The organism is Stieleria sp. (assembly GCF_041595215.1).
GTDB classification, from domain to species: Bacteria; Planctomycetota; Planctomycetia; order Pirellulales; family Pirellulaceae; genus Stieleria; species Stieleria magnilauensis.
This window is the reverse complement of record NZ_JBFHKV010000825.1, coordinates 1-3,990: the sequence shown is the minus strand read 5'-3', so window position 1 is coordinate 3,990 and position 3,990 is coordinate 1. Positions and strand designations below refer to the sequence as shown.

Sequence of the window (3,990 nt, the reverse complement as noted above, 5' to 3'; positions counted from 1 at the left end):
GACGTCATTTGCTTCGACACCCTTCGGGGTCGCGTCTGACGGGGGACCGGATGTCCGGAGGTGTCGCTTCGCTCACCTCCGGCTACTGGCTTTGACCCCGTCGGGGTCATGCCGCGAGGCCTCATGCGAATGCCGAGCCATTCGGACTCCAAAATCTGGCCGCTGATCGACCAATGTGGTCCAATGGCGGCCGATGCGTTGCAATCAAAGCTCCAATTTCGCTGTACCGGCAGCCGCTGGCACTCCGTCGACGTTGCTGGTCAGCTTCTACAGCCACGTGTCTGGCTTTGGCCCAAGGTTTGCGTTACTCCAATCGCACGGTTCACTCGCACGGTCCACGATTGTCTTCGTGCAACCGCAGACCGTCTCGAGTCTTTCAGCAACGATCCTACGTTCACCCTTCATAACACTCTGACCAGAGCACCGTCGAGAATGAGTTTGATCGAAGATTTTAAAAAGTTCGCCCTACGTGGGAACATGGTCGACTTGGCGATCGGGTTTACCGTGGGGGCGGCGTTCACGACGGTGGTCAAGTCGCTCGTCAACGACATCATCATGCCGCCGATCGGACTGCTGGCCGGCAACGCCGACTTTTCGGACTTGTTCTGGGTGCTCGACGTCCCCGAGGGCGTGAGCGTGCCGGAGGGCGGATTTCAAACGCTGCAAGCCGCTCAGGATGCCGGTGCGGTGACGCTGAACTACGGCGAGTTCTTCAATAGCTGTCTGGCGTTGTGCATCGTTGCGATTGCGATGTTCATCATCATCCGTCTGGTCAATCGACTGGACGAGCAGCTCGATGAAGCATTTGGCGAAAAACCGCCTGAAGGCGAGCCGAGCGAAAAGAAATGCGACTTCTGCCGGACCACGATCGCCTATCGGGCGACCCGTTGTCCCAACTGCACGTCGAAACTGGAAGTCCCCGCGGAGGTCGCCGCGGATCGCAGCCTTGCGGGGCAATGACCGCGATCGGATCTGATCGCCGCGATTCGGCGATGGCGGGGCCGAACGCCTTGGCGTCATTCGCTACGTGGGGGTTTGATCGGTCGGATTCAACAGGGGTGAAGCACGGGTTGATCGTGTTGTGGTAGCATTGACGGGGACGATTCTGGGTGAAGCAACCCGCTGCCGCACAAGGGAACCGAAATGAGTCAACCGCCCGAACTTCCGGTGATCAATCAATTGCCCATCGACCTGGCTCGCGGCAACTTCATGCGAACGCTGCTGCGCGAACTGTCCGGGACGCTGCAGGACGTCGTCGGATTGGATCAGGCGTCTGGATTCGTGGCCGTGGTCGGTCAGCGGATGGGAGAGCGGATCAACGAGATGTACCGGGCAGCGGCCGGCGGTGACAAATTCAATGCTCAGCAGGTCGGCGAGGTTCTGGTGGATCTGAAACGCCGAATCGAAGGAGATTTTTACATCATCTCCCAAGACGACGAGAAGATCGTGCTCGGAAACCGCCGCTGTCCCTTCGGCGACAACGTGCTGGACCGTCCCGCGTTGTGCATGATGACGTCCAACGTGTTCGGTATGATCACCGCCGAGAATCTTGGCTATGCGAAAGTAGAGATCCAAGAGGCGATCGCCCGCGGCGACGCGGGGTGTCGGGTGGTGGTCTATTTGAAACAATCGCCAGAGAGTCGATCGGCCGACGGGCGTGAATACTTTTCGGACGAACTCGCCCAGGGTGCGAACGTTGACACCTGAATCATTCGAGATGTTTGGCAACGCATTCAAGGAAGCGTTGCTGCTGGTCTTACCCGACGGCACCATCCAAGCGGGCAATCAACAGGCTGCCGCGATCATCGGTGTCGAGGACCAGACTCAATTACGACATCGCGACTTGAGTGGCGTTGCACTTCAATCCGCCTCGCGTGTGAAGGATCTGTTGAAGTTGGCGCGGCGGACGTCGGACGAGACCATTGGTTCGATCGACCTCGGTGAACCCGCTCAATCGCACCGTGTGATCGCTCGCCGGACGACGGGGCACGACGGACGCGTCTTGCTGTTGCTCCGCATCGAACCGCAACACATCGCGACCCGACAGTTTGCGGCGTTGAACGAAAAGTTCGATCAACTCAATCGAGAAATTGCCCTCCGCAGGTCGGCTGAAATGCAACTGCGGACCGAGCGTGATGTTGCCGAGTTCGGTCGCGATATCGGCATTGCATTGGTCCAGTCCCGCGGGTTGGACGAGGCGTTGGCAAAGTGTACGGATCTGATGGTCGATCGTCTGGGTGCGGCCTTTGCACGAATCTGGTTGGCCGATGAAGAGCAAACCGAATTAAAGTTGACCGCCAGCAGTGGGCTGTACACGCATCTTGACGGCCAACACAGCCGGATTCGCTTTGGCGACTACAAGATCGGACGAATCGCGGCTGGGCAACGCGCGCATGTCACCAACCGTGTGCTCGGAGACGGGGAAATTCATGATCAGAAATGGGCCAAGCGTGAGGGCATGATCGCCTTCGCCGGGTACCCGTTGATCGATGAGGGGACGACCGTCGGTGTGATGGCCATGTTTTCCAGTCATCCCATCAGCGAATCGGTCGCCTCGTTACTCGAATCCGTTGCCAATGGAATTGCATTGCGAATCCGCAAGCAATCTATCGAAGATGGGCTGGCACGGCAGACCGAGGCACTGCGCGAAGCAGACCGGCGAAAGGACGAGTTTCTCGCCATGCTTTCACACGAATTGCGAAACCCCTTGGTGCCCGTCCGCTCCGGCTTGGATCTGTTGGTCCTCAGTGAGACCGATCATCAAGACGCCATCCGCATGATGCAGCGACAGGTTGAACACTTGGTTCGGCTGATCGACGATTTGCTCGATGTGTCACGCATCATGCGCGGCAAAGTCGAGTTGCGCCGCCAACGCGTTCCGGTCGCTCAACTCGTCGAGCATGCTCGCGACATGTTGCGCCACACGATCGACCAGACCGGCCATCAACTGACCGTTCGGCTTCCCGAGCAATCGGTTTGGGTGGACGCCGATCCCGTTCGGCTGACCCAGGTCATTGAGAACCTGCTCAAGAACGCTTGCAAGTACACCGATTTTGGTGGGGAAATCTCGATCACGGTGACGAAAGAGGACGGCGACTGGGTGTCGATCAGCGTTCAAGACAACGGCGTCGGTATCGACCACGACCTGTTGCCGCAAGTGTTTGATCTGTTCACTCAGTCCAATAGAACGCTGGAGCGATCCCAGGGCGGCCTCGGGATCGGCCTGACCCTCGTCAAGAACATGGTGGAGATGCATGGCGGTACGGTGTCGGTCGTAAGTGACGGGCTGGGGACCGGAAGCACCTTCACCGTCCAATTGCCGTGCTGCAAAGCTCCCTCCGGGGCGGAAGGCCAGGCGGTTCGCCCTGCCGCTCGCGCGACGCCGTTTCCCTTGCGGGTGCTCGCCGTCGATGACAATCGCGCCGCCCGGTTGATGATGGAGAAAATCTTTGAAAAGCTCGGTGCCCAAGCGGTTGCCACCGCCGAAGACGGTCCGTCGGCGTTGAAGAAATTTTCGAGTTTTGGGCCCAACCTGGTGCTGCTGGATATCGGTTTGCCCGGAATGGACGGATACGAACTCGCCCGCCGAATACGAGAATCCACGACCGACCACTCCTTCTTGCTGGTCGCCCTGACCGGATACGGACAACATGAAGACCGCCTGAAATCAAAGGTCGCCGGCTTCGATGAGCATCTGGTCAAACCGCCCAGTATCGATCAGCTCCGAGAGCTGCTCAGTCATCCTCGGTTCAACCCCACCTAGCACTTCGACAACTTTAGATGTAGGTGCCTGCCCCTTTTCCGCTAAGCAACTTTCCCGGGCTAACCCGCGAAACGAATACCCACCGATGGCAGCGCGAACCCACAGATGACAGCGTGCCAAAAATCCGTGGGTTCGCGCTGCCATCCGTGTGCCCAGTGATCATTTCATCGGTCCGGAAGTGACAGCCTGCCGTCAATGTGGCAAAACGATGGGGGCAAAACGATGGG

Annotated in this window: 3 protein-coding genes; all 3 read left to right on the top strand. The window is 58.7% G+C overall.

Annotated features, from left to right (window positions below; all coding sequences use genetic code 11):
• The first annotated feature begins 432 nt into the window (after positions 1–432).
• The 3 genes from mscL to ABX749_RS24775 all read left to right on the top strand — a co-directional run bounded on the left by mscL (position 433) and on the right by ABX749_RS24775 (position 3,763).
• Positions 433–960, top strand: coding sequence for a large conductance mechanosensitive channel protein MscL (gene mscL / locus ABX749_RS24785; protein ID WP_145216413.1), 528 nt, complete (start codon positions 433–435; stop codon positions 958–960).
• 183 nt (positions 961–1,143) lie between these two features.
• Positions 1,144–1,707, top strand: a complete 564-nt coding sequence (locus ABX749_RS24780) for a methanogen output domain 1-containing protein (protein ID WP_372898351.1) — start codon at positions 1,144–1,146, stop codon at positions 1,705–1,707.
• A 10-nt stretch (positions 1,708–1,717) separates the two neighbouring features.
• The gene (locus ABX749_RS24775; RefSeq protein WP_372898350.1) at positions 1,718–3,763 is read left to right on the top strand and encodes an ATP-binding protein; all 2,046 of its coding nucleotides are present in this window, start codon (positions 1,718–1,720) and stop codon (positions 3,761–3,763) included.
• Positions 3,764–3,990: the final 227 nt, after the last annotated feature.

What these genes read in the sequence shown, in the direction of transcription:
- mscL (WP_145216413.1), top strand. Translation starts at nt 433, where the DNA reads ATGAGTTTGATCGAAGATTTTAAAAAGTTCGCCCTACGTGGGAACATG.
- ABX749_RS24780 (WP_372898351.1), top strand. Translation starts at nt 1,144, where the DNA reads ATGAGTCAACCGCCCGAACTTCCGGTGATCAATCAATTGCCCATCGAC.
- ABX749_RS24775 (WP_372898350.1), top strand. Translation starts at nt 1,718, where the DNA reads ATGTTTGGCAACGCATTCAAGGAAGCGTTGCTGCTGGTCTTACCCGAC.